Origin of the sequence: Pseudomonas sp. UMAB-08, from assembly GCF_900095225.1 — a bacterium.
In the GTDB taxonomy this organism is placed as follows: domain Bacteria; phylum Pseudomonadota; class Gammaproteobacteria; order Pseudomonadales; family Pseudomonadaceae; genus Aquipseudomonas.
This window is the reverse complement of record NZ_LT607419.1, coordinates 324735-351492: the sequence shown is the minus strand read 5'-3', so window position 1 is coordinate 351492 and position 26758 is coordinate 324735. Positions and strand designations below refer to the sequence as shown.

Annotated in this window: 25 protein-coding genes, 1 tRNA gene and 1 pseudogene; 15 read left to right on the top strand and 12 right to left on the bottom strand. The window is 58.2% G+C overall.

The annotated features are described in order from the left end of the window. Positions 1–231: 231 nt before the first annotated feature. The 3 genes from K0F75_RS13450 to K0F75_RS13440 form a co-directional block, all read right to left on the bottom strand. Positions 232–405: a DUF3094 family protein gene (locus K0F75_RS13450; RefSeq protein WP_219062345.1), complete on the bottom strand. Its 174-nt coding sequence runs from the start codon at positions 403–405 to the stop codon at positions 232–234. Between the two features lie 84 nt (positions 406–489). Further along, positions 490–999, bottom strand: a complete 510-nt coding sequence (locus K0F75_RS13445) for an MOSC domain-containing protein (RefSeq protein ID WP_219062344.1) — start codon at positions 997–999, stop codon at positions 490–492. Then, on the bottom strand, positions 996–1625 hold the full coding sequence (locus tag K0F75_RS13440; protein ID WP_219062343.1) for a DUF1780 domain-containing protein: 630 nt from the start codon (positions 1623–1625) through the stop codon (positions 996–998). Before K0F75_RS13440 ends, K0F75_RS13445 begins: the two co-directional genes overlap by 4 nt. A gap of 230 nt (positions 1626–1855) precedes the next feature. Between K0F75_RS13440 and K0F75_RS13435 the strand changes: the two genes are divergently transcribed. From K0F75_RS13435 to K0F75_RS13425, 3 genes are read left to right on the top strand one after another with little or no spacing between them, the layout of a single operon-like run. Further along, positions 1856–3145, top strand: coding sequence for an FAD-binding oxidoreductase (locus K0F75_RS13435; protein WP_219062342.1), 1290 nt, complete (start codon positions 1856–1858; stop codon positions 3143–3145). A gap of 25 nt (positions 3146–3170) precedes the next feature. Further along, the gene (locus tag K0F75_RS13430; protein ID WP_219062341.1) at positions 3171–3728 is read left to right on the top strand and encodes a helix-turn-helix domain-containing protein; all 558 of its coding nucleotides are present in this window, start codon (positions 3171–3173) and stop codon (positions 3726–3728) included. 32 nt (positions 3729–3760) lie between these two features. Beyond that, positions 3761–5107 carry a glutamine synthetase family protein gene (locus K0F75_RS13425; protein ID WP_219062340.1) on the top strand — a complete coding sequence of 449 codons (1347 nt, stop codon included), beginning with the start codon at positions 3761–3763 and terminating at the stop codon, positions 5105–5107. 153 nt (positions 5108–5260) lie between these two features. Here the strand turns inward: K0F75_RS13425 and folE are convergent, their stop codons facing one another. Then, positions 5261–5821 (bottom strand): GTP cyclohydrolase I FolE, encoded by a 561-nt coding sequence (gene folE / locus K0F75_RS13420; RefSeq protein WP_219062339.1) that lies wholly within the window; start codon positions 5819–5821, stop codon positions 5261–5263. A 391-nt stretch (positions 5822–6212) separates the two neighbouring features. On the opposite strand from folE, the gene K0F75_RS13415 reads away from it, so the two are divergent. The 3 genes from K0F75_RS13415 to K0F75_RS13405 all read left to right on the top strand — a co-directional run bounded on the left by K0F75_RS13415 (position 6213) and on the right by K0F75_RS13405 (position 7907). Continuing rightward, positions 6213–6647 (top strand): thiol-disulfide oxidoreductase DCC family protein, encoded by a 435-nt coding sequence (locus K0F75_RS13415; RefSeq protein ID WP_219062338.1) that lies wholly within the window; start codon positions 6213–6215, stop codon positions 6645–6647. A gap of 103 nt (positions 6648–6750) precedes the next feature. Next, positions 6751–7212, top strand: a complete 462-nt coding sequence (locus K0F75_RS13410; RefSeq protein WP_219062337.1) for a hypothetical protein — start codon at positions 6751–6753, stop codon at positions 7210–7212. Then, on the top strand, positions 7209–7907 hold the full coding sequence (locus tag K0F75_RS13405) for an energy-coupling factor ABC transporter permease (RefSeq protein ID WP_219062336.1): 699 nt from the start codon (positions 7209–7211) through the stop codon (positions 7905–7907). Before K0F75_RS13410 ends, K0F75_RS13405 begins: the two co-directional genes overlap by 4 nt. 26 nt (positions 7908–7933) lie before the next feature. On the opposite strand, the gene yacG is transcribed toward K0F75_RS13405, so the two are convergent. From yacG to pilB, 5 genes are read right to left on the bottom strand one after another with little or no spacing between them, the layout of a single operon-like run. Beyond that, positions 7934–8137: a DNA gyrase inhibitor YacG gene (gene yacG / locus K0F75_RS13400; RefSeq protein WP_219062335.1), complete on the bottom strand. Its 204-nt coding sequence runs from the start codon at positions 8135–8137 to the stop codon at positions 7934–7936. Then, positions 8134–8757, bottom strand: coding sequence for a dephospho-CoA kinase (coaE, locus tag K0F75_RS13395; RefSeq protein WP_219062334.1), 624 nt, complete (start codon positions 8755–8757; stop codon positions 8134–8136). The genes yacG and coaE overlap by 4 nt, the downstream gene beginning before the upstream one ends. Next, positions 8754–9626, bottom strand: a complete 873-nt coding sequence (locus tag K0F75_RS13390) for an A24 family peptidase (RefSeq protein ID WP_219062333.1) — start codon at positions 9624–9626, stop codon at positions 8754–8756. The genes coaE and K0F75_RS13390 overlap by 4 nt, the downstream gene beginning before the upstream one ends. A 2-nt stretch (positions 9627–9628) precedes the next feature. Further along, positions 9629–10846 (bottom strand): type II secretion system F family protein, encoded by a 1218-nt coding sequence (locus tag K0F75_RS13385; RefSeq protein ID WP_219062332.1) that lies wholly within the window; start codon positions 10844–10846, stop codon positions 9629–9631. Between the two features lie 2 nt (positions 10847–10848). Beyond that, positions 10849–12549, bottom strand: coding sequence for a type IV-A pilus assembly ATPase PilB (gene pilB / locus K0F75_RS13380; RefSeq protein ID WP_219062331.1), 1701 nt, complete (start codon positions 12547–12549; stop codon positions 10849–10851). A 225-nt stretch (positions 12550–12774) separates the two neighbouring features. Here pilB and K0F75_RS13375 point away from each other — a divergent pair, with 225 nt between their 5' ends. Then, positions 12775–13185 (top strand): prepilin-type N-terminal cleavage/methylation domain-containing protein, encoded by a 411-nt coding sequence (locus K0F75_RS13375; protein ID WP_219062330.1) that lies wholly within the window; start codon positions 12775–12777, stop codon positions 13183–13185. A 92-nt stretch (positions 13186–13277) separates the two neighbouring features. After that, positions 13278–13354 (top strand) — tRNA-Thr (locus K0F75_RS13370). Positions 13355–13407: 53 nt separating this feature from the next. Here K0F75_RS13370 and nadC read toward each other — a convergent pair. Then, complete coding sequence (nadC, locus tag K0F75_RS13365) at positions 13408–14256, bottom strand: carboxylating nicotinate-nucleotide diphosphorylase (protein WP_219062329.1); 849 nt, start codon at positions 14254–14256, stop codon at positions 13408–13410. A 336-nt stretch (positions 14257–14592) separates the two neighbouring features. Between nadC and K0F75_RS13360 the strand changes: the two genes are divergently transcribed. The 5 genes and pseudogenes from K0F75_RS13360 (at position 14593) to K0F75_RS26265 (ending at position 20697) form a co-directional block, all read left to right on the top strand. Then, positions 14593–16827, top strand: coding sequence for a DUF1631 domain-containing protein (locus K0F75_RS13360; protein WP_219062328.1), 2235 nt, complete (start codon positions 14593–14595; stop codon positions 16825–16827). Positions 16828–16973: 146 nt separating this feature from the next. Then, positions 16974–17522, top strand: a complete 549-nt coding sequence (ampD, locus tag K0F75_RS13355; protein WP_219062327.1) for a 1,6-anhydro-N-acetylmuramyl-L-alanine amidase AmpD — start codon at positions 16974–16976, stop codon at positions 17520–17522. Between the two features lie 15 nt (positions 17523–17537). Continuing rightward, positions 17538–18374 (top strand): regulatory signaling modulator protein AmpE, encoded by an 837-nt coding sequence (gene ampE / locus K0F75_RS13350; protein WP_219062326.1) that lies wholly within the window; start codon positions 17538–17540, stop codon positions 18372–18374. 325 nt (positions 18375–18699) lie between these two features. Beyond that, positions 18700–19791: pseudogene (locus K0F75_RS26270) on the top strand (methyl-accepting chemotaxis protein); the annotation flags it as partial. Beyond that, entirely contained in the window at positions 19768–20697 is a 930-nt protein-coding gene (locus tag K0F75_RS26265) for a methyl-accepting chemotaxis protein (RefSeq protein WP_374028648.1), read from the top strand. The pseudogene K0F75_RS26270 and the gene K0F75_RS26265, both read left to right, overlap by 24 nt. A 6-nt stretch (positions 20698–20703) precedes the next feature. Here the strand turns inward: K0F75_RS26265 and K0F75_RS13340 are convergent, their stop codons facing one another. Continuing rightward, positions 20704–21507, bottom strand: coding sequence for a TatD family hydrolase (locus K0F75_RS13340; RefSeq protein WP_219062324.1), 804 nt, complete (start codon positions 21505–21507; stop codon positions 20704–20706). Between the two features lie 2 nt (positions 21508–21509). Beyond that, complete coding sequence (cra, locus tag K0F75_RS13335; RefSeq protein WP_219062323.1) at positions 21510–22505, bottom strand: catabolite repressor/activator; 996 nt, start codon at positions 22503–22505, stop codon at positions 21510–21512. Positions 22506–22905: 400 nt separating this feature from the next. Between cra and ptsP the strand changes: the two genes are divergently transcribed. Both ptsP and pfkB read left to right on the top strand, forming a co-directional pair. Next, the gene (gene ptsP, locus K0F75_RS13330; protein ID WP_219062322.1) at positions 22906–25809 is read left to right on the top strand and encodes a phosphoenolpyruvate--protein phosphotransferase; all 2904 of its coding nucleotides are present in this window, start codon (positions 22906–22908) and stop codon (positions 25807–25809) included. Further along, entirely contained in the window at positions 25809–26750 is a 942-nt protein-coding gene (gene pfkB / locus K0F75_RS13325) for a 1-phosphofructokinase (RefSeq protein ID WP_219062321.1), read from the top strand. The genes ptsP and pfkB overlap by 1 nt, the downstream gene beginning before the upstream one ends. Positions 26751–26758 lie beyond the last annotated feature (8 nt).

Below are 26758 nucleotides of genomic sequence, written 5' to 3'. Positions count from 1 at the left end.
TCCTCCCCCGATGATCAGTCGAGAACTATCGCTCGTTGAAAAGCGATAGTCGAGATACAAGGAGCTGACTCGTCAGCGAAGACCATTCAACGCGGTCTACCTGTCGCCCCTCGATCCAGATCATGGCTATAGGGTCAAACCCGAGCCTGTCGGAAGCCCGTGCCGGGCTTGTTCGCAGACAAGTCAGCTCCTACAAGGGATTAGTGCTTTTCTGATGTTGATAGGGCTGGCTCATAGCGTCAGATAACTCAACAAGCGGCTCAACAGGCCCAGACCAATCACTACGATCAGCACCACAGCAAGGAGCAGCCACGGCCTGAAAGGCCTGCGCTCGACGGTGTGCACGGGTGTTCGCAGGTACTCTTCGACGCGTTGTTGATCTTCAGGGTTCAGGCGGCTGGTCATTTGAGCCTCATTCGGTCGGTGAAAACACATGAATGGAAGTCTAGTCGTGAAAACCGGACTCTCTTGGCGTCAGGCACGAATGATCTAAAGGGGTTCGATGCACAGGGCGTCGTCCAGGCGAATGATCCCGCTTTGCAGCACCCGTGCAGTGATTCCGCCGTGGCCACGTAAGGCCTGGAAGGTGCCATGTCCCAAGCGCTGTTCAAGCCGGGCGCAGGGTTGGCACCAGCCGGTGGTTTCCAGAATCGCCTGGCCGACTTTGAAGCGCCGTCCCTTGAGGCTGAACAGATTGATGCCGCTGATCACCAGATTGCGCCGCAGGTCTTGCGGCACGATGGGGTTTTTCTCGGTGCGGCTCATTAACGAGCTGACCACCGCCAGATGTTCCCACTGGATCAGCGTCACCTGGCGTGCGTTACGCGGGCCTGGCCGCGAATGATCGCCCGTCAGGCCCGCCTCGCGGCGTGCTTCCACCGCTTCAAGCTCGATCATGTCGACACGGGATTCGGGGCGTACGCCGATCCAGCGTACCAAGCCCTGTTGAGGGACATCCGCCAGCAGTGCTTGCAGTGGGCTGGTCTGTAACGGGTTCATAAGCTGATTCCAACATCGAAAACGACACTGCGACCTAGATTGGTTCGCAGGAAATCCGGTGCATCCGGGTGCGCGAACAGTACGCGGGCGAAGGTCGGGCCGACCAATGATAACGAGCGCCAGCCTTGGCGCAGGTATTCCGTGGGCGGCGGAAAGTGACTGTTCAGGTCGAGCACTTCACGTTTGAGGCTGGCGAAAGCAATGATGTCCAGTTCGCCCAGATCCAACCCGCGTTCGCGGTAGTTGTGTGCTTTTTTACGCAAGGTGGGTGCAAGGCGCTGCAATAACTCATGGGCTGCGATGCGCTTGGGTTTCGCCTCACGCCGCACCAGTTGGCTCAACGAAAACGCACTGCGCCGTCGCTGTAACTCTTCGCGCCATTCGTCGTTAAGCCGACGGCCTTCATCGAGAACAAAAAACACTTCGAAACTCGCATCGCGAAACAGCACGTCTGGCGGTTCCTGCCCGGCCGGGGTGAAGTCTTCATTGCGGTGCGTGATATTCAGGCCTTGCAGCAAACGCTGGCAAACCCAACGCTCACGCTCCCACTTACGCGCATTGGAGAGGAACGTGTTGGCTTGTTCGGCCTGGATCGTAAGCAGGCGTAAATAATCTGAGTCATCCATGAACCAAGCTTAGCGTTCATTTAGGTCCTGAAAAATAGAGTCTTTCAGACTTTTTACTGAATAACCCCTACATGTGGCATCAGGTTCACGGCAAAGGTTTGAGGCTCATCCGCCTTCAGGGCCCGGATTCGGAGAGGTTGCTTGAGTGGATGGAGTGGAAAGTTGCATCTGTGAAATTTAAGTGGTAGTTTTTCATGAAATTATCAAATAATAATTTCACAGGCGCCTGCATGTTTCAGCAATCGACCCAGCACGTTGCCAGCTATTACGCACACAGTTGCGTTGATAGCCTGTCGACACGACCCGCGCTGGAAGGTGAACAAAGCACTGAGGTGCTGATCATTGGCGCCGGGTTCAGTGGTTTGCATACGGCCTTGCGCCTGGCCCTGGCGGGCAAGCGTGTGACGTTGCTGGAGGCCAGTCGGGTTGCCTGGGCGGCCTCGGGGCGCAATGGTGGTCAAGCGATTCTCGGTTGGTCCTGTGATATGCCGCCATTAGAGGCTGCGCTTGGCTATGAGCGTGCGCGGTGGCTGTGGGACAGCATGCGTTGGGCTGCGCAGGAGTTGCGTGAGTTACCCGCGCGCCATGACTTCGATTGCGATTACCGCGCTGGCCATTTGTGGACGTCGGTCCTGCCACGGCGGGTAAGCCTGCTGACCGAATGGCAGCGTGAGGCCAGCCACAAGTGGGGGCACGACGGTTTGCGATTCATTCCGCGAGCGGAGTTGTCGCAATGGGTCGCCAGCGAGCGTTATCAGGCGGGCTTGTTCGACCCCGAAGGCGGGCATCTGAATCCGCTGAAACTGGCGCTCGGTCTGGCCGCAGCCATAGAGCGTGCTGGCGGCTGCATCCATGAGCAAAGCAAAGCGTTGAGCTATCGCAAAGAAGGCAATCAGTACCTGGTGACCACTGAGCGCGGGCGCATTCGGGCGGATGTGCTGGTGCTGGCCTGCAATGCCTATCTCGATCAGCTTGATCCGCAGCTGGCCAGTCGTGTGTTGCCAGTAGGTACCTATCAGGTGGCCACCGTGCCGCTGACAGCGGAGCAGGCCACCGCGCTGTTACCGAGTAATGTCTGTGTCACCGATAACCAGTTCGTCCTCGATTATTTTCGTCGCACGCCGGATAACCGTCTGCTGTTCGGAGGTGGCTGCACCTATCTGGGCGGGATGCCGAAGGACATCGCAGCCGCGACCCGGCCTTATCTGCAGCGGGTCTTCCCGCAGCTTAAGGACGTCGGGTTGGAGTTTGCCTGGGGAGGGCATATTGACCTCACCCTCAAGCGCACCCCGGATATCGGACGGCGCGGTGACCTCTACTGGCTGCAGGGCTATTCAGGGCATGGTGTGCTCCCGACACTCGCAGGCGCCCGCGCCGTGTCCGACGCGATTCTTGGTCAGCCGGATGGCCTGGCCTTGTACCAAGGACTCAGTAATGGCAGCTTTCCCGGCGGTAAATACCTGGCAGCGCCCCTGGAGGCGATCGGCAAGGCCTGGTATCGACTGCGCGATAGCATTTGATGAGTCATTCTTTGGAGCGCCTGGCATGAACAAGCAAGAAGAAATCGCTGCCTTGGCGATCCTTATTCACGATTTACGCAAGCACAAGAAATACACCCTGAAAGAACTGGCAGACAAAATCGGCCGTTCCGTCGGCTTTCTCTCGCAAGTCGAGCGTGGTTTGTCACGGCCCACGGTGGCTGATTTGACGGCGATCAGTGAAACCTTAGGGGTACCGACCACCTATTTTTACAGTTTGCCAAAACTCAAGGAATTGCCTTGGGTTACCCGGCCGGATGAGCGACGCACGCTGTATTTCGCCAACGGGATTACCGACATTTTGGTCTCGCCGAAGATGAAGGCCGCCTTCTCCATGCTCGAAAGCCGACTGGAGGCGGGTGCCAGCAGTGGCGAGCGGCACTTGAGCGACAGCTCCGAGCAGGGTGGCTATGTCCTGGAAGGCGAATTGACGCTGTGGCTGAAGGATGAGGAGGAGCCGGTCACCTTGTACCCCGGCGACAGTTTTCAACTGGCCAGCCATGCCCATTGTCGCTACGGCAACCTCACGGATCAGCTCACCCGGGTTCTCTGGGTTTACACCTGACAACACCGACAAAAATCAAAGGAAGAACAACGATGGATGCTGCATGCTCTGATCTGCTGGCCGAGGTTCGTGCTTTTCGTCAACGCTACCCCGAGGTGCGTTACGTCGACCTGATTTCCCTGGACATTCCCGGGCATTTTTACGGCAAGCGATATCCGCTGGATATGCTTGAGAAAGTGGCTGCGGGCAGCGCCCTTAAACTGCCGCAGAACTGCGTGCTGCTGGGTGTCCAGGGCGGGCTGTTCAAGATTGGCGACTACTGCTTCAACGACGGCGACCCGGATGCCCGCCGCCGTCTGGTGCCCGGCACACTCAAGCCAGTGAGCTGGGAAGCACAACCCTTGGGGCAGATGTTGATTACCTCCGATGGCACCGAGGCGCCTATCGAGTTCGAACCGCGTGAAGTCCTGGCACAGGTGCTGGATCGCCTGCGCAGCAAGGGTATTCACCCTGTGGTGGCCTTCGAACTGGAGTTCTATTTGTTCGATAAACAGCTGCGCGATGGACAGCCACAGTTCCCACGCGATCTGTTGACGGACGATGCCGATGATCAGCCGAATATGCACATCGAACGCTTGTCGCGGTTTGCTCCGGTGCTCGATGACATGGTCGAGACGGCGCTGGCCCAGGGCATCGACACCACGGTGATCACGGCCGAGCTGGGGCCGGGTCAATTCGAGATCAATTTTGGTCACCTTGATGACGGTCTGCGTGCCGCCGACTGGGCGGCGCTGTTTTGCCGCAGCACTCGCGGTGTCGCCCTCAAGCATGGCTACCGCGCCAGCTTCATGGCCAAGCCGTATTTGCAGCACCCGGGCAGTGGCATGCACGTACATGTCAGCCTCTACGATGAGAAGGGCAATAACCTGCTGGCAGCCAACCAACAGCAAGCGCTGCGTCATGCGGTGGCCGGTTGCCTGGAGCTGCTACCCCATTGCATGCCGATCTTCGCACCTAACCAGAATGCCTTTCGCCGTCTGGGCGGCACAGTGAACGCAGCGACGCGGGCCAGCTGGGGTTTTGAGGATCGCGATGCCTGTGTGCGGATTCCCGAGTCGGACCCGCAGAACCTGCGAATCGAATACCGTCTGGCCAGCGCCGACGCCAACCCTTATCTGGTTCTGGCGGCGATCCTGATCGGGCTGGAGAACGGCTTGGCTAACGGCCATGAACCCATCGCGCCACTCAACGAAGACCGCAGCAGCGGCATCGACTTTCCGCTGGAAATACTCGACGCAGTGCGTGCCATGCAAGACGAACCACGGATCCGCGAGGGCCTGGGCGCGGAGTTTGTCGACGTCTACTGCGAGAATAAACGCCAGGACCACTTGGCCTTCATGCAAGAAATCAATGCGCGGGAATACCGCTGGTACCTGTAAACGACGGCTGACGGTTGTTGTGCGCTGACGGATAACTCTGCCGCCTGAAAGCCGGCAGGTTTTCAGCGGTTGCTCTTGTTGGCGAACGCCACCAACAGGTCTTCAACCAAACCAATATGACGGGGCAGGTGCAGCTACTCGAAGCCTGAGTACTTACTTGTGCCGTCCTATCAACTGCAGGAACTCTTGACGAGTCGTGCTGGACTCTCGGAATGCGCCCAGCATGACCGATGTGTTCATCACCGAGTTCTGCTTTTCCACCCCGCGCATCATCATGCACATGTGCTTGGCCTCGATCACCACCGCTACACCGGCGGCACGGGTGACCTCTTGAATGGCCTCGGCAATCTGCCGGGTCAGGTTTTCCTGGATCTGCAAACGCCGCGCATACATGTCAACGATGCGTGCGACTTTCGAGAGTCCCAGAACCTTGCCCGTGGGAATGTAGGCCACGTGTGCCTTGCCGATGAAAGGCAGTAGATGGTGCTCGCACAGCGAGTAGAGCTCGATGTCCTGGACGATCACCATTTCATCGCTTGAAGAACTGAAGAGTGCGCCGTTGACCACGGTCTCAAGGCTTTTGCCATAGCCGTTACACAGGTATTGCATGGCCTTGGCCGCACGCTTGGGGGTATCGCGCAAGCCTTCCCTCTCAGGGTTTTCGCCAATACTCGAGAGAATCTCGCGGTACTGATCAGGCAGTTGGTCATTCATTGAATGTAGTCCTTGCAGGCTTGGCCTTGGGTAAGCGTCTTTATAATGTTGAAAATTCATGAAGGGGGCTGGACTCGGAGGTGTCGGGGCTACGGTGGCGCCGCAGTCAGCGGGATGTTCGCTTGAGGTTGATGACAAGAGGAGGGCAGCGACGCAGTGCTGGGTACCTGACCAGTACGACACCTTGCCAACTGCCCTCTGGATAAAAACTTATACGAAAAATAGCACTACGTACAATTATTTGGCGTTAATCTCTCGATAATAGCGAATATACTTGTACATATTGATGGTTCGTTGATGGTCGTGTACAAGATTTTGCGGTGTGACAGTCGCGGTGCACCCCTGTGAATTATTGCCTGACGGCCTGTCGGTACAGATGAGGAGAGCTGTAATGAGGACTAAAGCATTTTGCGGGGCGCCGACTCTGCCACTGGCGCTCTATGTCGATGGGGATTGTCCGTTATGCGCTCGAGAGGTTGCCTGGCTGCGGCGTCATGCCGATCCGGCCCGGTTGATACTGATTGATATCAGCGCGCCTGAGTTCGACGCGAGCGGCCTTGATCGAGATGTAAACGCGTTGCGCAATCGGCTTCATGCGCGCACTGCCAACGGCACCTGGCTGACAGGTATCGACGCCACGTTATGGAGTTGGCGCGCCGCAGGCCTTGGTCGATGGGCTGCGCCCTTGGCCTGGCCTCTTTTGCGACCAGTACTTTTGATCGCCTATAAGCTATTCAGCGTATTGCGGCCACATCTTGCATGGTTACCTCACCCTGAAGGCGCCAGGCGCTGTAACTCCGCAGGTCAATGCAAAATACCTGACTGAGCGGTATGTTTGCGTTCAGGTCTACGAATGCATTGAGTTTGGCGCCACGGCGTCGGTGTAGACTGCGAGCAAGAATTAAACCGGTACCAGAGGAGAACGTCGGGTGAAATTTTGGCCAGTTTTAATGCTCTGTCTTTTGCCATTGGGTGCACAGGCGCTTGAAGTCGGGGAGCAGGTGGCCCCATGGACGCTGCTGGATCAGTTCGATCAGGCCTACACCTTGAATGACCAGGCGCAAACCTTGTTGGTTGCTCGGAGCATGGGCGCCGCCAAGCTGGTGAATGCCGCTTTGCAGGGCAAACCCAAGGGCTACTTGGAAGCGCGCAATACCGTGTTCGTTGCCGATATCGAGAAGATGCCAGCCTTGGTCGCCAAGCTGTTCGCGGTGCCCGCCATGCGCGCTTATTCCTACCGGGTCATGCTTGATCGCGAAGCGCGGGTCGTGCCGCGTTATACCGGTGACCCCGACAAAGTGCTGTGGCTGCAATTGCATAACGGGCGGCTGGTCAAAGAACAGCAATTCAGCACGGCTGATGAGTTGCGCAAGGCGCTTGATCAGCCATGATCAGCGCGCAGGTCCTGTCCACGGAAACCATGACCGTTGGCTGGCTACTCTATCTGCCTGTGCTGTTGTGGGCGGTATGGCGTTCGCCGTGGGTCGAGCTGTTTACCGACAGCCGCCGCCAACACCTGCTGTTCGGGACCGTCTTCGCGTTGTTTCTGCTATGGCTGGTGCGGCGTGATTTCGATACCGGTGTGTCGTACCACTTCATTGGCATGACTGCGGTGACCTTGCTGCTCGATTGGCCGCTGGCAATTGTCGGTGGGCTGGTGGCGCAACTGGGTTTGCTGGCGCTGGGGCGGCAGGATCTTGCGGCTCTGGGGGTGAATGGCCTGCTCCTGATTGTGTTGCCGGTGCTCGTGACCGAAACCTGCGCGGTAGTGGTGGAGCGGGCGCAACCGAAAAACCCTTTTGTGTACATCTTCTGCTCGGGTTTTTTTGCTGCGGCATTGTCGGCCTTGTTTTGCCTGCTGCTGGGGCTTGGTGTGCTGTGGTTCGACGGCCTGTTCGCCATGCCCGAGTGGCTGGAGGATTTTGCCGGCTACCTGTGGTTGATCATTTTCCCCGAGGCGTTCATCAACGGTATCGTGATCAGTGCGTTGGTTGTTTTTTGTCCCGAATGGCTCGAAACGTTCAATCGAACCCGTTACCTGCAAGCGCCGTGGAACGATGACGGGCCGCGCAAAGGCGACAGCTGATGGGGGTCATCAGCTGTCGCGCTTGATCAATGGTCGTGTGACGGCAAGTCGCCGGAAAACAGTTCGTCTTCGGCATCCGGGCTGACAGGGATCGCATTTTCTCCTGCAGCCCAAGCGCCCAGGTCGATCAGCTTGCAGCGATCAGAGCAGAAGGGGCGAAACGGGCTGGCAGTGCCCCATTCCACGGGCGCGCCGCAGGTTGGGCAGTCGATGGTCAAAGGTTTGCTCATGGTTGGCCTCCACGCAAGGTTAAATAAAAGTGATGCAGGCGCTCGACCTCGCTCTTCAGCCACGCGGGATCGCGGTCGTTGATCAGCACGTCATCGGCGTGACTCAGGCGCTGCTCGCGGCTGGCTTGAGCCTTGAGAATGGCTTGCACCTGTTCCTCGCTGGTGCTGTCGCGCTGCATCGTGCGCTGGATCTGCAACTGCTCCGGGGCATCAATGACCAGCACGCGCTGAGTCATCTTGTACTGACCAGACTCCACCAGCAGCGGTGACACCAGAATTGCATAGGGCGATTCGGCGCGTGCCAGGTAACTGATGATTTCCTGGCCTATCAGCGGATGGAGCAACGTTTCCAGCCAGCGGCGCTGCTCGGGGTCCTGAAAAATCAGCCTGCGCAATGCGCTGCGATCCAGCTCGCCATTGGCCTGCAGCACCTGGGCGCCGAAATGCTCGACGATCTTCGCCAGGGCTGGGCGGCCGGGTTCAACCACCCAGCGCGCGGCATTGTCGGCATCCACTAAATGAACGCCGAGGTCGATAAAGTGCTGCGCCGCAGCGCTTTTGCCGCTACCGATGCCGCCGGTAAGGCCAAGAATCCAGGGTTTGAAAGCAGGGTTGGTCATTTGAAACCGGCAAACTGCATGTAGGAGGCGGTTATTTGACCACCCCAGAGCAAAGCAATCCACCCTGCAATCGCCAGATAGGGACCAAAGGGGATCGGTGTGCTGGTCGTGGCATTGCGCAACCGCAGCATAATCAGGCCGAGCACCGCGCCCACCAGCGACGACAGGAGAATCGTCAACGGCAGAATCTGCCAGCCACCCCAGGCGCCCAGCATTGCCAGCAACTTGAAGTCACCGTAACCCATGCCTTCCTTGCCCGTGACCAGTTTGAACAGCCAAAACACCAGCCACAGGCTCATGTAACCGGCCACTGCGCCCCACAAGGCGTCATGCAGGCTTGTGAACAGCCCAAAGGCGTTCGCGATCAACCCCAGCCACAACAGCGGCAGCACCAGTGCATCGGGCAACAGTTGGTGATCCGCATCGATCAGGCTCATCGCCAGCAAGCCCCAGCTCAACACCAACATCGCCGCCGCCGGCCAGCCAAAGCCGAAATGCCAGGCGATAAACCCCGAGAGCACGCCACAGGTCAGCTCAACCAAGGGGTAACGCTTGCTGATCGGCGCCTTGCAGCCCGAGCATTTACCGCCCAAGAACAGATAGCTGATCACCGGCAGGTTTTCCCAGGCACGAATCGTGTGCGCGCACTGCGGGCACCGGGAGTGAGGCAGCATCAGGTTGAACGTTTCGCCGACGGGTTCCGCGGGTAACGCCAATACTTCCCGAGCCTGAATTTTCCAGTCGCGTTCGAGCATTTTTGGCAGGCGGTAGATGACGACGTTGAGAAAGCTACCGATCAGAAGGCCCAGAGTCAGGGTGGATAAAACAAAGGCCAGCGGTGAGCTGGCCAGGAAGTCGAGGAGGGGCATGTTTAGACCACAGAGCCGAGCTTGAAAATAGGAAGGTACATCGCGACGACCAGGCCGCCAACAACGACGCCGAGAACCACCATGATGAAGGGCTCCATCAGGCTGGTCATGTTGTCGACCATGTTGTCGACTTCCTCTTCGTAATAAGTCGCGACCTTGTCGAGCATGTTGTCCAGGGAGCCTGACTCTTCGCCGATAGCCGTCATCTGAATCGCCAAGGTGGGGAAAACGCCCGTGCTGCGCATGGAAAAATTCAATTGCATGCCCGTGGATACATCCTGTTTGACTTTGTTGACCGCGTTCTTGAATACAACATTACCTGTCGCGCCTGCGACTGAGTCCAGCGCTTCGACCAAGGGCACGCCAGCGGCAAATGTAGTGGACAGCGTGCGGGCGTATCGGGCGACCGACGATTTATAAATAAGTGGCCCAATGATCGGTAGTTTCAATAGGCCCCTGTCCAGCCCGTCGCGAAATTGCTGCGAGTGTTTAAAAGCATATTTGAAACCCAATATGGCTGCGACAACAGCGGCAATGACGATCCACCACCAATCCTGCAGGATCTGGGACAGGCCTATCACCATCAGAGTGAACGCCGGTAATTCTGCACCGAAACCAGCAAACACCGATTGAAACTGCGGCACCACTTTGATCAGTAGAATCGCCGATACCATCAAGGCTACGACCAATACTGCGATGGGGTAGGTCATGGCTTTTTTGATTTTGGCTTTCAGGGCTTCGGTTTTCTCTTTGTAGGTCGCGACCCTCTCCAACAAAGTCTCTAGCGCGCCTGCCTGCTCCCCTGCGTCAACAAGGCTGCAGTAAAGATCGTCGAAATATTGTGGTTTTTTGCGCAGCGCCGAGGCAAAACTGTTACCCGCAGCTACTTCCTGTTTCACCTCTTCCACCAGTTTTCGCATATTAGGGTTATCAAACCCCTCACCGATGATGTCGAAAGACTGCAGCAATGGAACACCGGCTTTCATCATGGTCGACATCTGTCGGGTAAACAGGGCGATATCCAGCGGTTTTATTTTTTTTCCGGCACTAAAAATCGAAGTGGATTTTTTGCGTACCTTGCTCGGGGTGATACCTTGTTTGCGCAATTGAGCCCTGATCAGCGCAGGGTTGTGCCCACTCAATTCGCCCTTCAGTTTGGTGCCTTTCCTGTCGATACCTTCCCAAGCGTAAACACTGACTTTGACTGCTGTTGTTGCCATGTTTAGTCCTTGGTCACGCGGTTGATTTCTTCAAGACTGGTGATGCCCTGCATGGCCTTCATCAGGCCGGAGGTGCGCAGATCATTAAAGCCATCTTTACGCATCTGGATTGCGATATCCATGGAGTTACCTTCCTCCATGATAATCCGTGACAGGGCTGGCGTGTTTTTAACCACTTCGTAAATCCCGATACGGCCCTTGTAACCGCCATTGCAGTGCTCGCAACCGACCGGTGCATAAATCTTGAAGCTGCCGATGCGTTCAGGAGGAAAGCCTTCCTTGATCAGGGTTTCACGCGGAATATCGATTTCTTTCTTGCAATGGGTACAGAGTTTACGGGCCAGGCGTTGAGCGATGATTAAGTTGATCGCGGTCGCGATATTGAACCCCGCTACACCCATATGCTGCAGGCGGGTCAGGGTTTCAGCTGCGCTGTTAGTGTGCAACGTGGACATGACCATGTGCCCGGTCTGCGAGGCCTTGATCGCAATTTCAGCCGTCTCTAGATCGCGGATTTCGCCGACCATGATCACGTCCGGGTCCTGACGCAGAAACGCACGCAACGCCTGGGCGAAATCCATCCCCTGTTTCGGGTTGACGTTGACCTGGTTGATGCCTTCCAGGTTGATCTCCACCGGGTCTTCCGCGGTGGAAATGTTGATGTCTTCGGTATTGAGGATGTTCAGACCGGTGTACAGCGAAACGGTTTTACCCGAGCCCGTGGGGCCAGTGACCAGAATCATGCCTTGTGGCTGTTTTAGCGCCTCCAGGTACAGTGCTTTTTGCTCGGGTTCGTAGCCAAGGGCGTCAATGCCCATTTGCGCGCTGGACGAGTCAAGGATTCGCATCACTACCTTTTCACCCCAGAGGGTCGGCAGGGTGTTGACCCGAAAGTCGATCGATTTGGTTTTTGAAATGCGCAGCTTGATCCGGCCATCCTGTGGCCTGCGCCGCTCGGAAATATCCAGCCCGGCCATCACCTTCAAGCGCGCTGCGATTCGGTTGGCCAAGTGGATCGGTGGCTTGGCCACTTCGTGGAGAATACCGTCGGTGCGCAGTCTTACCCGATAGGATTTTTCGTAGGGCTCGAAGTGCAAGTCTGATGAGCCCAGCTTGATGGCATCCAGCAGCATCTTATTGACGAAGCGCACCACGGGCGCATCGTCGGCATCTTGGCCTGCTATAGAGTCCTGCTTTTTATCGTCAGCAACCCCAACGTCTAATCCTTCGAGATCGACATCGGCCAGGTCGCTCATCCCGGAGGACTGGCTGTCAAAAAATTTGTCGATGGCGTCGGTGAGCTTGTTGTCTTCGACCAAAATGGCTTCGGTGGTCAGTCCGGTATTGAACTGAATGTCGGTGACGGCCTGGTGATTGGTCGGGTCGGATATCCCAATGAACAATTTATTGCCGCGACGCCACATCGGCAACACGTTGTGCTGCCGAATCAGCTTTTCGCTGACCAGGCCTTTGGGTAGGCTGTCTTTGTCCAGGCTGCTCAGGTCCAGGAACGGCACCCCAAATTGCTCGGAAGCGATCTCAGCCAGCACCAGGCTTTTTACCAGTTTGTTTTGGACCAGGTAGCTGACCAGCGAAACCTTGTCGCGTTGGGCTTGTTGATAAGCTTGTCGCGCAGTTTTTTCGTCGAGCAGATTGGTCAGCACTAATTGCTTGGCCAAACCGGTAAGGACAACATCAGTCATAAAACCACCAGACACAGACAGTGGGAGGTTTATAGCGCAGTCGGGCGGTGCTGCCAAATAGAGGGTGTGCTTGTGACGAAAATTGTCACTTTGTACCCGCTTAGGGACCACGATTGGATGGGCTGAGTGTCAATAGGCCTATCTTTAACGGATATTAGGCGTTGGCACGCGCTGTGCTTTTGGATAAATCAAGCAACACAAAATTGACGTAATGGAGAAGTACCCATGAAATTACAGAAAGGTTTTACGCTGATCGAGCTGATGATCGTCGTAGCGATCATTGGTATTTTGGCTGCAGTTGCACTGCCTGCCTACCAGAGCTACACAATGAAAGCCAAGTACTCCGAAGTTATATCGGTAGCAGACGGCTACAAGACCGCAGTCGGTGTCTGTGTACAGACGCTAGGCGCAGTCACCGACTGCGACATTGGAACGAACGGTATTCCTGCTACTGTTGGCACAAAGTACGTAAAAAGCGTCGGGGTTTCTGGCGGTGTTATCACCGTAACGCCGAATGCAGTAGAGAGTTTGCTTGAAGCGCAGACTTATGTATTGACTCCGGATGCTACTGGTACAAAATGGACCGTAAGCGGTGGTTGCTCGAGTGCAGTTCCTGCGCTGTGTAAAGCGGGCTGATAGCTTGTTTCAAAAAAGGCGCTTGATTCGCCTTTCTTAGGTTAAATTGGCATGCATCTGCTTGGTCTTGGCCTTATTATCGAGTCTGTATCGCCGAAATAGCTCAGTCCGGTAGAGCAGCGCACTCGTAACGCGAAGGTCGTAGGTTCGATTCCTATTTTCGGCACCAGCGTCAAAAAAAGCCCGATCACTGATCGGGCTTTTTCATGTTCTGGCAAAACGTCAGAGGCTCAAACGCATCGACAGGTCCACGGCTTTTACGTCCTTGGTCAGCGCACCAATGGAGATGTAGTCGACGCCGGTTTCGGCAATCGGCAGCAGAGTGGTGTCGTTGATGCCGCCGCTGGCTTCGAGTTTGGCGCGGCCGGCGGTGAGGCGGACGGCTTCGCGCATGTCGTCCAGGCTCAGTTCGTCGAGCATGATGATGTCAGCACCGGCAGCGAGGGCCTGGTTGAGTTCGTCGAGGCTTTCGACTTCGACTTCCACCGGCTTGCCGGGGGCGATTTTACGGGCGGCGCTGATGGCTTGGGCAATGCCGCCGCAGGCCGCGATGTGGTTTTCCTTGATCAGGAAGGCGTCGAACAGGCCAATGCGGTGGTTATGGCAGCCGCCGCAGGTGACGGCGTACTTTTGGGCCAGGCGCAGGCCCGGCAAGGTTTTACGGGTGTCCAGCAGCTTGACCTGGGTGTCGGCGACTTTGTCCGCGTAGAACTGGGCGCACGTCGCAACGCCGGACAGCATTTGCAGAAAGTTCAGCGCGCTGCGTTCGCCGGTGAGCAATGACCGCGCGGGGCCTTCGAGGTTGAACAACGTTTGGTTGGGCTTGACCCGATCACCATCGGTGACCTGCCAGTGCACGGCAACGCGGGGGTCCAGCTGACGAAAAACCGCATCCACCCACGCCGTGCCACTGATCACTGCGGCGTCGCGAGTGATGATGGTGGCTTTGGCGAGGCGTTCTGCGGGGATCAATTGGGCGGTGATATCGCCACTGCCAACGTCCTCAAGCAACGCACGGCGCACGTTGGCTTCGATTTCGGCAGTCAGGTGGGCGAGGCGTAGATTTGGCATAGCGGGCTCCACTTTCTAAGTGGCCGGAGTATAAGGCACCCCACCGCCGCAACCCACCCCGTGACACGCCCCTTGTCTAAAGCCTTGGCGTGCAGTTGGTCGGTTTTATCGACGGCTGTGCGATAGATGACGTTTTTGACGGTCTATTCAGCGCAGGTCATTTTCTGCGGGATGAAGAGTTCGCTGGCATAACAGACATCTTTTGCAAGATACTCCGCCTTGCAATTGACGTCATGGCTTTGACGTAAATCGAATTTAAAGGAAATCGCTTTACAGGCACGGCTTGTACGTCTTGTCTGTCAGAGGGGTTTTGACTGTATTCAAGAGGAAGCTTGCATGCAAAACGACGGAAAAGTGGTGCCGTTGAATAAGGTAACCCCTGAGCAAGCGGCGAGTTCGTCGCTGGCCAGGCTGCCCGTCGTGCTCTTGCAAGTCCGCGATAAAGCCGCGCAGCAACTCAAGGAAGCGCTGCAAACCTTGTTCGATAACGCTGACGACACGTTGTTCGAAATGGCGGATCGGGCGCACAACAACGCCGAACAGAATATTTTCTTCGAGGCCATGCGCGACCTGCGCCTCAAGCGCAAAAGCATCGAGCGCGGCTTTCTCGACAAGTTTTTCGAGGCATTCCTGCGTCTGGGGCAATACGAGGTCAACGAACCGGTCATTGCGCCGCCCGTGTCCTTCGACAAGCTGGCATTGGTGCACAACGACGATCTGGAAAGGACGGTTGCCGTAGAGGCGATGGTTTCCAAAGTGCTGAGCCGCGATGGCTTTGCCTTGGGCCAGTTGACCACGCGCTTGAACACCCTCATCCCCAAGCGTTTGAGCGACGAAGCCAACCCTATGGGACCGGCCTTGTTGTGCGATTTCTTTTTGCAGGCAGGGCGCAGCCTTGGCGTGGAAATCAAGGTCAAACTGATCATCTTCAAGCTGTTTGAAAAGTACGTACTGGCCGATGCTGATCAGCTGTACGCCGAAGCCAACCAGTTGTTGATCGACAACGGCATTCTTCCTGAACTCAAAGCCGCGCCTGCGCGTCGTGCCGCTGACCGTGCGACCGCCAGCGTGCGTTTGCCCCAGAGCACTGAAGAGGCTGTTTCGATACGCGCGAGTCAGAAACTCGAACAGGACGTGCAAGAGGTGTTTGCGGCATTGCAGGAGTTACTCTTGCTCGTGCGCGGCCGCGTCACGCCCCCGAATGAAGCCAACAGCGAAACCAAGCCGATTTCCAGTCAAGACCTGTTGCGCCTGTTGTCGCATATGCAACAGTACGTGCCGACCCCGGAAGCGCAGGATGATTTCGATCTGCGTAATCAGCTGGATCAGTTGCTGGCCCGGGTCAGTATGAGAAGCGGCAAGTTTCGTGTCGTGGCCGTGATGGATGAGGACGTGATCAATCTGATCGCGATGCTCTTCGAGTTCATCCTTGATGACCGCAATTTGCCGGATTCGCTCAAGGCTTTGATCGGGCGGCTACAAATCCCGATGCTCAAGGTCGCGGTACTCGACAAAAGTTTCTTCAGTCGCGGCACCCATCCGGCGCGGCGGCTGCTCAATGAAATCGCTTCAGCCGCGCTGGGCTGGGGCGGGCGTGACGATAATCTGCGCGACAGCTTATACCTGCGTGTCGAACACATCGTGCAACGCCTGCTGAATGATTTTGTCGATGATCCGGCGATTTTTTCGGAGTTGCTCGCGGACTTCTTGACGTTCACCAACGATGAACGTCGGCGCAGTGAATTATTGGAACAGCGTACCCGCGATGCTGAAGAGGGTCGCGCCAGGGCCGAGTTGGCTCGCCAGCGCGTCCAGCAGGAATTGAATCAGCGTCTGCTGGGCAAGACATTGCCCGAGGTGGTGGTGCGCCTGCTGGAGGAAGCCTGGAGCAAGGTGTTGTTGTTGACCTGCCTGAAGCACGGTGAGCAGTCAGCGGAGTGGAGTGCGGGCCTGGCGGCCATGGACGATCTGATCTGGAGCGTCGAGTTGCATTCGGAGGCCGATGCTCGCCAGCGCTTACTGGATCTGGTGCCCGGTTTACTCAAGTCGTTGCGTGACGGTCTGACCAGTGCCGCGTTCGATCCGTTTGCCACTGGCGAGTTTTTCAGTCAGCTGGAAGCCTTGCATGTGCAGGCCTTTCAGCACTTCGCACGTCAGCAGGAGCTTCAGGAAGATAACCTCGCAGCCCCTGAGCCAACGCCTGAAATGGTTCAGGTGGTTGAGGAGATCGTCCTGCTTGCGGCCGGTGAACAACCGGTCGGCGAGCCCTTGGTTCGCTTGGCGGATGACGATGTCGCGCTGCTTCAGGTCGACACGCTGCGGGTAGGCTGCTGGGTGGAGATGCAAGAAGATGACGATCAGGCAATGCGTTGCAAACTGGCGACCATCATTGAGCCCTCGGGCCGTTATATTTTTGTTAACCGCAGAGGCATGAAAGTCCTGGAAAAGACCCGCATGGGCCTGGCTGTGGAGTTTCGTCGTGGCGCTATCCGCCTGCTGGACGATGCGTTGCTGTTTGATCGTGCGCTGGAATCGGTGATCAGCAATTTGCGCCGGCTCAAGCGCGATTAACCTGTCTGCCTGACACAGGCCTTCTGTGCAGGCTGTGGGCGCGAACTCATTCGCGAGGCATGTTCAGACACTGAATATTGCTGCCCCACTTCCCCTTATCGAGGGCATACTTGTGCCCATCGATTCGTCTGTTCAGGGAACCCTTCATGCAGCTGGACTCCGCAAGCGGTTGGTGCCACGGCGCGCATCACTGCCCGTCGCCCAATTTCAATGCGCGACCCGACGCTGAAATTTCGCTGCTGGTGATCCACAACATCAGCTTGCCGCCCGCTCAGTTCAAAACCGGCAAAGTTCAGGCGTTTTTTCAGAATCAACTGGATGTCACAGAACACCCCTATTTTGCGGGTATTGCTGATTTGCGCGTGTCGGCGCATTTTTTGATCGAGCGAGACGGGGTGGTCACTCAGTTTGTTTCCTGTCTGGACCGCGCCTGGCATGCCGGTGTGTCCAGCTTCGAAGGGCGTGAGACGTGCAATGATTTTTCCATCGGGATCGAGCTGGAGGGCACCGATGATGTGCCGTTCACCGACGCCCAATATGCTGCGCTGATCGAGTTGACCCGGCAGTTGCAGACGACGTTTTCGAGCATCACCACGCAGCGAATCTGTGGCCATAGCGATATTGCCCCAGGGCGCAAGACCGATCCGGGCCCCTGTTTTGACTGGGCGCGTTATCGAGCTGCTTTGCAGGATTGAAGTGAGGGACAGGTAATGAGTTTTCTGGTGTTACTGCTGGCAGTCTGGATAGAGAAGTTTTCGGCCCTGCGTCAGCGCGTTCAGCGTGACGGCGTGTGGCTGCGGGAGTTGGCCAAAATGGAAGCCGGCCCACGCATGAGCACCCGGCCCTGGCTGATCCTGGCGTTGATGGTGCTGTTGCCGGTGTTGCTGCTGGCGCTGGTGTTGATTGTGCTGCAGTCGGTGGCGTATGGCTGGCTGGCGTTTCCGGTGCACCTGCTGGTGTTGATCTACAGCTTGGGGCGCGGCGACCTGTTGGCCGCATTGGGACCCTTTCGCGATGCCTGGCGCAGAGGCGACGAACAGGCTGGCAGCCATGTAGCGGAGCGCGACATGAGGGTGGTCGCTGATAACAGCGAGGAACTGCTCGAAGGCGTTCAGGGTTATTTGCTGTGGCAGGCCTATCAAAGCTTCTTTGCGGTGATCTTCTGGTATTTCCTGCTTGGCCCGGTTGCGGCCCTGAGCTATCGGCTGTTGGCCCTGGCCGCTGAACACGGGAAAACCCCTGCATTGATCGAGCGTGCCGGGCAATTGCGGCATGCTTTCGATTGGGTGCCGGTGCGTTTGCTGGCCGCCAGTTTTGCGTTGGTCGGCAACTTTGTCGCCGTCACCCGAGTGATGCTGCATGAGCTGCTCAACTGGAACATCAGTGCGGCCCAGTTGGTCACGAAAATCGGTCGGGTAGCGGGCGAAATACCCGCACCGGTGGTGGGCGCCGATGGCGTTGCCAGCCTCGATGCGCTCTGGGAACTGCTGCTGCGCTCAGCGATAGTCTGGTATGCAGGCTTTGCCTTGTGGACGTTGCTGGTCTGATCAACGACCAACATTTTGGGCGCAGTTCAAGGCGTGGGAGCTGACTTGTCTGCGAATAAGCCCGGCACGGGCTTCCGACAGGTTTGGGTTTGACCCTATAGTCATGATCTGGATCTAGGGGCGGCAGGTAGATCACGCCGTCTGGTCTGCGACGCCGCGCTGTCGCGTTTACCTTTAGTTACAAAACCCCCAGTCGATATCAGGTATACAGGTCATATCGCTAAATAGTGGCTTTGCGCTATTTGGATGACTCGCGGCACCCAATAAAAATAAAAGAAAAGGGAGACTTCTTGTGAAGAGCCTTTTGTACCCGGCAATCGCGTTGATGAACCGTCTGAGCTTCGCGATGAAGTTCACCCTCATCAGCATCCTGTTTTTCCTGCCCATGCTGGTCACCAATTTTTATCTGGTGCGTGATGCGTATCACGAGCTGGTCGGTACCCGTACCGAGCTGGAAAGCCTTGAGTTGCTGGGGACCAGTCTGTCCCTGCGCCGGGACCTGGAAACCCTGACCGATCTGGTCGAGATCAACGCCATTCTTGGCCAGTCCGTGCAAGCCGCGGAACTCGAGGCGCAGATCAGCGCCCTGGAAGCCACGCTGCTCAACACCTTGCAAAGCCTGACGCCGCTGACGACAGACGTCGTTCAGGTCGCTGCGTTCAACACTAAACGGGACGAACTGATCGCTGACTTCAAGGCGCAGCAGGGCGAGTCGTCGTTGCAAAACAAAAGCGCCTTGATGGAAAAACTGCTGAACAAGGCTCAGACCTTCAGCAAAGTCATTGCCAGCCAGGCTGGACTCAGCCAGGACGACAGCAGCGATGTGCGGCAACTGATCGAGCTGGTCACCAGTGTGACCCCGATGGTGACGCAGATGATTGGCGACGGTCGCGCCATGGGCTCGTATTCGTTGGGCCAGGGCGTGCTTAATTCATCGGCGAGTACCCGCTTCGATGAGCTGTTGCAGAATCTGGAAAAACTTCAGGCCGATTACGGTTTGAAACTGCAAGATGCCCTGGACGCCAGTCCTGCCGTGCGCAAGGCACTTGAGGCGTTGGCCAAGGCCAGCCTGGGAACACTCAAACAAAGCAGTGAGCTGTTCGAAGAACAGGTGGTCTCGGCCGATACGCTGGATATGCCGTGGCAGAAATTCTATCAGCACACCACCGGGCTGATGGCGCAAACCTATCAACTGAATGATGCCACCCTGGGGTTTCTCAATCAGGAACTGCAAGGGCGACTGGTGCAGAACCGCTCGCACATGATGTTGCTGGTGACCGCGCTGGCCGTGGTCTTTTTCCTGATCTTTTACCTGTACGGCGGTTTCTATGCGTCGACCCGGACGACGTTGAAACGACTGGGTGCCGTGATGGACAAAGTCGCTGCGGGCGACATGACCGCCAGTTTCAAGGCTGATAGCCGCGACGAGTTGGGCGAACTGGGCATGGTATTTAATGGCACCGTGATGAAAATTCATGACCTGATCGAGCGGGTGGGCCAAACCGTTGTCGAGGTCGAGCGTCAGGCCAGCCAGGTAGAGTCGGTATCGGCGGTCAGTAATCAGGCAGTGGCGGGGCAGCGCAGCCAGATCGAGCAGGTTGCCACCGCGATGAATCAGATGTCGGCGACCGCGCTGGAAGTCGCGCGCAGTGCGGCAGCGGCGGTGAGCAGTGCGCACAGTGTCAATCAGGAAACGGTGAGTGGCCGTGGCCTGGTCGAATCACAGCAGGGCAGCATTGCCCGGCTCGCCAGTGAGATTGATCAGTCGGTGCTGGTGATCAATCAGCTGGCCAATGACAGCGCGTCGATCAGCCGTGTGCTGGACGTGATCAAAAGCATTGCAGAACAAACCAACCTGCTGGCGCTCAACGCTGCCATCGAGGCTGCGCGTGCGGGTGAGCAAGGTCGAGGGTTTGCGGTGGTCGCCGATGAGGTGCGCACCCTCGCCAAACGCACCCAACAGTCCACCGAAGAAATTGAACAAATGATCGCCAGGTTGCAAGGTGGCGTGGGCGCGGCCGTCAAGGCCATGGGCGTCAGTCATGAGGTGGCCAACGGCACGGTGGGCCAATCGGAAAAGGTCCAGCGGGCGCTGGAAAATATCCTTGGCGCGGTGGGCATGATCGTCGATCAGAACCAGCAGATTGCGACAGCCGTTGAGCAGCAGACGGCGGTCGCCCACGACATTGATCGAAACATCGTCGAGATCAATCGCGCTGGCGAGCGTACGGCTGAGGGCGCGAATCAGACTGAGCACGCCAGCCGTCAACTGTCCGCGCAGGTGGTGGAGTTGAAACAGCTGATCAGCGCGTTTCGGGTCTGAGGGTATTCAGCCAGCAACGGGAGTCGCCGCTGATTCCCAGTTGAACAATTCGCACGCATTACGGGTGCTGGCGTCGGCCAGTTCGTCGGCGCGCACGCCCATCAATTCCGCGACCACCCGGCAAATATCGGGCAGGTGCTCCGGGCTGTTGCGCTGGTTCGGGTACATCGATGGGGGCATGTCCGGCGCGTCGGTTTCCAGCACCACACTGTCCAGCGGCAGGTCGGCGATGACCCGGTGCATGCGCAGTGCTTGCGGCCAGGTCGCGGCACCGCCCAGGCCAAGCTTGAACCCCAACTTGATGTATTCCCGTGCCTCTTCCCGACTGCCGGCAAAGGCGTGGATGATCCCGCTACGTTGCAATTTGTAGCGTTTGAGCGTGGCAATCACCTGTGCATGGCTGCGCCGCACATGCAGCAGGGCGGGCAGTTTGAAGTCGTCCGCCAGTTGCAGTTGCGCCTCGAAAAGGGCTTGCTGGCGCTCGCGGTCCAGGGTTTCGAGGTAATAATCCAGGCCGATTTCACCGACTGCGCAAACGTGTCGATGGCCCTTCAGGCGTGTCAGCCAGTCGCCCAGCTCCGTCAGGTGCTCGGGACGATGTTCATCGATGTACACAGGATGCAGGCCGAACGCGGCGTACAGTCCTGCATCGCTTTGCACCAGGTCCCACACGCGTTGCCAATTGCGCTGATACACGCCCAGCACCACCAACCGTTGCACACCCGTGGCCCGACAATTGGCCAGGACCGTCTGGCGATCCGCGTCGAAATCCGGGAAATCCAGGTGGGTGTGGGTGTCGATCAGCGTCATGCTCAGGCCTCGTGAATCCGCTGCTTGAATGTCCGCGCGATGGCATGGACGCCGGGTTGGTAGTCATCTTTCTCGATGGCCGCCAGCGCCAGGGCCAGTGCTTTCTCGGCGATCAGGTGATGCTGCTGGGCCATAGCGTTGACCGGCAGGGGTAAAAAATCCAGCAACTGCGTGTCGCCGAACGTGCCCAAGTGCAAGTGTGCGGGGTTGAGCGCGTGGTGTTGCAGCAGGTCGAAAACACCCTGCAACAGCACATATGAAGTGGTGACCAACGCATCGGGTAAATACCCGAGCCGTTCGAGCAAGTCGCCGGCCAGGCGCAGACCACAGGCACGGCTGAAGGCCTCGCCCTGTTCGAGCATCACCGCGCCCTTGAAGCCTTCGAGCGCGTGTTGAAAGCCCGAGGCGCGGGCGCGGCTGATACTGAGCTCAGGACGCGCACCGATCAGCGCAATGTGTCGTGGCAGCGGCTTGAGCAGGCTGCGCGTAAGTTGCAGGCTGGCCTCATGGTCGTCACTGACCACTGAGCAAAAGTGCGTGGCGTCCATTTCCCGGTCGATGGCGATGATCGGCAATCCGGCTTTCTGCAGTTCGCGGTAGCTGTCATTGCTGTCTGGCAGGCAGCTGGCGACGAACAGGGCATCGCAGCGCCGGGCGCGAAACAGCTGTAACAATTGCAGCTCGCTGGCAGGCGCATCATCGGAGCTGGCGATCAGCAGTTGATAGCCGTAGGCGCGGGCGCCTTGCTCCAGCGCTTTGGCGATGCAGGCGTAGCTGGGGTTTTCCAGGTCCGGCAGGATAAAGCCGAGGGTGCGGGTGTGGCGGCTGCGCAAACCGGCGGCCTGCGGGTTGGGGCGGAAGTCATGTTCCTCGACCACTTTGCGCACGCGCTCGACCGTAGCGCTGCTGATGCGCTGCTGTTCGGCCTTGCCGTTGATCACATAGCTGGCGGTCGTAACGGAAACACCGGCCAGACGGGCAATATCAGTGAGTTTCAAACCGAGAATTCCTTTCGTTGTTTGTGTGCGCGCCGATCTGTGTGGAAATTCTATATTGCCTGGTGAATGTTTTGCGTCTGGTAGGGCGCTTTCGCGAATTTATTCGCTCACGAGGTCATCACCCCTCATAAAGCCCCCCAGCTTTTTCAGGGGTGCCTTGAAAAAACTTCCGCCCACCATCTGACGGTTGGACTTCAACGACAGCAGATTATCGAGTAACGTGCCTGACTTGATAGATTAAACGATTCAGCAAGACAATTTTTCTGCCGTAATCTACAACACAGGACTGTCAGACAGTTATCCCTTCATCGCCTAAGCTGTCGTTCAATTCACCCAGTTCTTGTTCATCGGTTCCTAAAACAAGAAGCAAGCGCCCAACGGCGCTACAAAGGAGAAAGGCATGCTCGAACTCACCGTAGAGCAAATATCCATGGCCCAGACGGCTGTGGATAAGTCCGCCGCATTGCACCTGCTTGCCGGCAAGCTGGTTGCCGATGGACTGGTTGCCGAGGGCTACCTTGAGGGTTTGCAGGGCCGCGAAGCGCAAGGCTCGACCTTTCTGGGCCAGGGCATCGCCATTCCTCACGGTACTCCCGAAACCCGTGACCTGGTCTTCGCCACCGGCGTGCGCTTGCTGCAGTTCCCCGAGGGCGTGGACTGGGGCGACGGGCAGATGGTTTATCTGGCCATAGGTATAGCCGCCAAATCCGACGAGCATCTGCGTTTGCTGCAATTGCTCACGCGTGCATTGGGCGAAACCGATCTGGGCGAAGCGTTGCGTCGGGCGAAGAGCCCCGAGGCGTTGCTGAAATTACTTCAGGGTGCGCCACAGGAGTTGGCGCTCGATGCGCAGATGATCAGCCTCGGCGTGTCGGCGGATGACTTTGAAGAGCTGGTATGGCGTGGCGCGCGGCTGTTGCGCAAGGCTGATTGCGTCAGTAATGGCTTCGCGGCGGTGCTGCAACAGGTTGAAGCGCTGCCTCTAGGCGACGGTTTGTGGTGGCTGCACAGCGAGCAGACGGTCAAGCGTCCGGGGCTGGCGTTTGTCACGCCTGATAAACCGATTCGCTTTCTGGGTCAGCCACTCAATGGTTTGTTCTGTCTCGCCAGCCTGGGCGAGGCCCATCAGGCATTGCTTGAGCGTTTATGCGCGCTGCTGATCGAAGGCCGTGGCCACGAATTGGGCCACGCCACCAGCAGCCGTGCGGTGCTCGCGGTATTGGGGGGCGAACTGCCGCAGGATTGGCCGAGTGAGCGTATTGCGCTGGCTAACGCTCATGGCTTGCATGCACGCCCGGCGAAGAACCTCGCGCAATTGGCTAAAGGTTTTGAAGGCGAGATTCGGGTGCGCATCGTCGACAGCGATGAAGCCGCCGTCTCGGTCAAGAGCCTGAGCAAGCTGCTCAGCCTGGGGGCGCGCCGCGGTCAGGTGCTGGAGTTTATTGCTGAACCGAGCATCGCCGCCGATGCCTTGCCCGCGATACTCGCCGCCGTACGAGAAGGTCTTGGCGAAGACGTCGAGGCGTTGCCACAGGAAGCTCCGGCCGTTGAGGTTGATGTTGTCATCACCACCGTGCTGGAGGTCGACGCATGGGGGCCAAGTCTGGTTGCGCCCGCCGAAGGTAGCCTGATTCAGGCCATCGCAGCCGCCCCCGGTATCGCCATGGGGCCGGCGCACATTCAGGTGCCGCAGACCTTCGATTATCCGCTGCGCGGAGAGTCCTTCGCTGTCGAGCGTGAGCGTTTGCAGCGGGCGCTGGCTGAGGTCCGCCAGGATCTTGAAGGGCTGATCCAGCGCAGCCAGGCGAAAGCCATTCGCGAGATTTTCACCACCCACCAGGAAATGCTCGATGACCCAGGCCTGACCGATGAAGTCGGCAGCCGCCTGGAGCAGGGCGAAAGCGCGGAAGCGGCCTGGATTGGCGTGATTGACGCCGCCGCACGGCAACAGGAGCTGTTGCAGGATGCCCTGCTGGCCGAGCGCGCCGCAGATCTGCGTGACATAGGACGACGGGTACTGGCTCAGCTGTGTGGTGTCGAGACCCTGGTCGAGCCTGAACAACCCTACATTCTGGTGATGGAGGAAGTGGGCCCGTCGGACGTGGCACGCCTGGACCCGGCTCGAGTGGCGGGCATTCTGACAGCCCGGGGCGGCGCGACGGCGCACAGTGCGATTGTCGCCCGCGCCTTGGGCATTCCGGCGCTGGTAGGGGCGGGTGATGCGGTCTTGCTGATCAAACCGGGCACGTTGCTGCTGCTGGATGGTCAACGGGGACGCCTGAGTGTCGCACCGGATTCGACGGCCTTGCAGCGCGCCACGCAAGAACGTGACACCCGCGACCAACGTTTGCAGGCTGCGGCGGCGTTGCGTCTGGAGCCTGCGTTGACCCGGGACGGGCATGCCGTGGAGGTGTTCGCCAATATAGGCGACAGCGCGAGTACGGCCATTGCGGTCGAGCAAGGGGCCGAGGGCATTGGCCTGTTGCGCACCGAACTGATTTTCATGGCCCACACCCAGGCGCCGGACGAAGCGACCCAAGAAGTCGAATACCGCCGTGTGCTTGATGCGCTCGCCGGGCGGCCTTTGGTCGTTCGGACCCTGGACGTCGGCGGCGACAAGCCCCTGCCATACTGGCCGATCGATAAAGAGGAAAACCCTTTCCTCGGCGTGCGCGGGATTCGTCTGACCTTGCAACGCCCGCACATCATGGAAAGCCAGCTACGCGCTTTGTTGCGCGCAGCAGACAATCGCCCGCTGCGAATCATGTTTCCCATGGTTGGCACCGTCGAAGAATGGCGCCAGGCGCGGGACATGACGTTGCGGTTACGCGAAGAGATCCCGGTCGCAGATTTGCAGCTGGGCATCATGATCGAGGTGCCGTCGGCGGCACTCTTGGCCCCGGTGCTGGCCCGTGAGGTGGACTTCTTCAGCGTGGGCACCAATGACTTGACCCAATACACCCTGGCCATCGACCGGGGTCATCCGACGTTGTCGGGGCAGGCCGATGGCTTGCACCCGGCCGTCTTGCAATTGATCGATATCACCGTGCGGGCCGCCCACGCCCATGGCAAATGGGTGGGCGTGTGTGGCGAGCTGGCGGCGGACCCGTTGGCGGTGCCGATCCTGGTCGGCCTGGGCGTGGATGAGCTGAGTGTCGGCGCGCGCAGCATTGGCGAGGTCAAGGCCTGCGTGCGCGAGTGGAACCTGAGTACGACGCAGCAGTTGGCGCAGCAGGCGCTGACCCTGGGGACTGCTGGCGAAGTGCGCACAATGGTGGAAGCCATGTTCATGGAGGTCATGTAATGGCGAAAATTCTCACCCTGACCCTGAACCCGGCGCTGGACTTGACCGTGCAGCTGGATCAGTTGCAGGTCGGCCAGGTCAATCGCAGCAACGCCATGCTCAGCCATGCGGCAGGCAAGGGCCTGAATGTTGCCCAAGTGCTGGCTGACCTCGGGCATGACCTGACGGTGGCGGGCTTTCTGGGTGTCGATAACCAGCAGGCGTTCGAATCGCTGTTTGCGCATCGACAGTTCGTCGACGAGTTCATTCGCGTGGCCGGGGAAACCCGCAGCAACATCAAGCTGGCGGAAAGCAGTGGACGCATTACCGATCTGAATGGCCCAGGTCCGCTCGTCAGCGAAGAGGCGCAGCAGGCGTTGATGGCCCGTCTTGAGCAGATCGCTCCCGACTTCGACGTGGTGGTGGTGGCCGGCAGTTTGCCCCGTGGCGTCAGTCCTGAATGGTTGCACGCGCTGCTACTGCGCCTCAAAGCACTGGGCTTGAAAGTGGCGCTGGATACCAGCGGCATCGCACTGCGGGTTGGATTGTCGGCGGGCCCGTGGCTGATCAAACCCAACACCGAAGAGCTGGCCGACGCCCTGGATGCGCCGATCATTTCCATCGCGGCGCAGGCCGAGGTGGCGAGCCGCTTGCGGGCGCAGGGCGTCGAACATGTGGTGATCTCCCAAGGCTCGGAAGGTGTGCACTGGTTCAGTACCGGTGTGGCCCTGCAAGCCTTGCCGCCCAAGGTGGTGGTTGCCAGCACCGTGGGTGCCGGTGATTCGCTATTGGCCGGGATGGTTCACGGGTTGCTCAGCGGCCATCCGCCGCAACAGATTTTGCGCACGGCCACCGCCATTGCGGCGATGGCGGTGACACAGATTGGCTTTGGCATCAGCGATGTCGCACACCTGAAGCTGCTGGAAAAAGGCGTCAGCGTGCGCGCCCTGACAGAACAATAAGAGGGATT

What these genes read in the sequence shown, in the direction of transcription:
- K0F75_RS13415 (WP_219062338.1), top strand. Translation starts at nt 6,213, where the DNA reads ATGAGGACTAAAGCATTTTGCGGGGCGCCGACTCTGCCACTGGCGCTC.
- pilB (WP_219062331.1), bottom strand. Translation starts at nt 12,549, where the DNA reads ATGACTGATGTTGTCCTTACCGGTTTGGCCAAGCAATTAGTGCTGACC.
- K0F75_RS13435 (WP_219062342.1), top strand. Translation starts at nt 1,856, where the DNA reads ATGTTTCAGCAATCGACCCAGCACGTTGCCAGCTATTACGCACACAGT.
- K0F75_RS13405 (WP_219062336.1), top strand. Translation starts at nt 7,209, where the DNA reads ATGATCAGCGCGCAGGTCCTGTCCACGGAAACCATGACCGTTGGCTGG.
- K0F75_RS13390 (WP_219062333.1), bottom strand. Translation starts at nt 9,626, where the DNA reads ATGCCCCTCCTCGACTTCCTGGCCAGCTCACCGCTGGCCTTTGTTTTA.
- K0F75_RS26265 (WP_374028648.1), top strand. Translation starts at nt 19,768, where the DNA reads ATGACCGCCAGTTTCAAGGCTGATAGCCGCGACGAGTTGGGCGAACTG.
- ampE (WP_219062326.1), top strand. Translation starts at nt 17,538, where the DNA reads ATGAGTTTTCTGGTGTTACTGCTGGCAGTCTGGATAGAGAAGTTTTCG.
- K0F75_RS13440 (WP_219062343.1), bottom strand. Translation starts at nt 1,625, where the DNA reads ATGGATGACTCAGATTATTTACGCCTGCTTACGATCCAGGCCGAACAA.
- K0F75_RS13445 (WP_219062344.1), bottom strand. Translation starts at nt 999, where the DNA reads ATGAACCCGTTACAGACCAGCCCACTGCAAGCACTGCTGGCGGATGTC.
- ampD (WP_219062327.1), top strand. Translation starts at nt 16,974, where the DNA reads ATGCAGCTGGACTCCGCAAGCGGTTGGTGCCACGGCGCGCATCACTGC.
- K0F75_RS13450 (WP_219062345.1), bottom strand. Translation starts at nt 405, where the DNA reads ATGACCAGCCGCCTGAACCCTGAAGATCAACAACGCGTCGAAGAGTAC.
- K0F75_RS13425 (WP_219062340.1), top strand. Translation starts at nt 3,761, where the DNA reads ATGGATGCTGCATGCTCTGATCTGCTGGCCGAGGTTCGTGCTTTTCGT.
- ptsP (WP_219062322.1), top strand. Translation starts at nt 22,906, where the DNA reads ATGCTCGAACTCACCGTAGAGCAAATATCCATGGCCCAGACGGCTGTG.
- folE (WP_219062339.1), bottom strand. Translation starts at nt 5,821, where the DNA reads ATGAATGACCAACTGCCTGATCAGTACCGCGAGATTCTCTCGAGTATT.
- K0F75_RS13360 (WP_219062328.1), top strand. Translation starts at nt 14,593, where the DNA reads ATGCAAAACGACGGAAAAGTGGTGCCGTTGAATAAGGTAACCCCTGAG.
- pfkB (WP_219062321.1), top strand. Translation starts at nt 25,809, where the DNA reads ATGGCGAAAATTCTCACCCTGACCCTGAACCCGGCGCTGGACTTGACC.
- coaE (WP_219062334.1), bottom strand. Translation starts at nt 8,757, where the DNA reads ATGACCAACCCTGCTTTCAAACCCTGGATTCTTGGCCTTACCGGCGGC.
- yacG (WP_219062335.1), bottom strand. Translation starts at nt 8,137, where the DNA reads ATGAGCAAACCTTTGACCATCGACTGCCCAACCTGCGGCGCGCCCGTG.
- K0F75_RS13385 (WP_219062332.1), bottom strand. Translation starts at nt 10,846, where the DNA reads ATGGCAACAACAGCAGTCAAAGTCAGTGTTTACGCTTGGGAAGGTATC.
- K0F75_RS13430 (WP_219062341.1), top strand. Translation starts at nt 3,171, where the DNA reads ATGAACAAGCAAGAAGAAATCGCTGCCTTGGCGATCCTTATTCACGAT.
- K0F75_RS13340 (WP_219062324.1), bottom strand. Translation starts at nt 21,507, where the DNA reads ATGACGCTGATCGACACCCACACCCACCTGGATTTCCCGGATTTCGAC.
- K0F75_RS13375 (WP_219062330.1), top strand. Translation starts at nt 12,775, where the DNA reads ATGAAATTACAGAAAGGTTTTACGCTGATCGAGCTGATGATCGTCGTA.
- nadC (WP_219062329.1), bottom strand. Translation starts at nt 14,256, where the DNA reads ATGCCAAATCTACGCCTCGCCCACCTGACTGCCGAAATCGAAGCCAAC.